Genomic DNA, 381 nt, shown 5'->3' with positions numbered 1-381 from the left:
GTGGACTTCTCCCGCAAATTCAAGGCGCCGCGCTGGACCTCCCGGGGCTTCTGCGTCGCCTGCCCGCGCGACCCGTACCTGGTCATCGGCGACGAGATCATCGAGAGCCCGATGTGCTGGCGCTCGCGCTACTTCGAGGGCGACGCCTACCGGTCGCTGTTCAAGGAGTATTTCCGCGCCGGCGCCCGTTGGACCTCGGCCCCGCGCCCGCAGCTGACCGACGACCTCTACAACTACGATTACCGGGTGCCGAACCTGAAGGCCGGCGAGCCCATGCAATTCACGGTCAACGAGTTCGAGCCGGTCTTCGACGCCGCCGACTTCGTCCGCTGCGGCCGCGACCTGTTCGTGACCCGCTCGAACGTCACCAACCTGATGGGC

The 381-nt window shown here is 66.9% G+C and carries 1 pseudogene; it reads left to right on the top strand.

The features are described 5' to 3' along the window. Positions 1-381, top strand: a pseudogene (locus GVL50_RS28690) (amidinotransferase); the annotation flags it as partial.

Source organism: Pseudomonas sp. 18058, from assembly GCF_902706155.1.
Classification (GTDB): domain Bacteria; phylum Pseudomonadota; class Gammaproteobacteria; order Pseudomonadales; family Pseudomonadaceae; genus Aquipseudomonas; species Aquipseudomonas rustica.
Note: the sequence above shows the minus strand (reverse complement) of the source record. Positions and strands in the feature narration are given on the sequence as shown.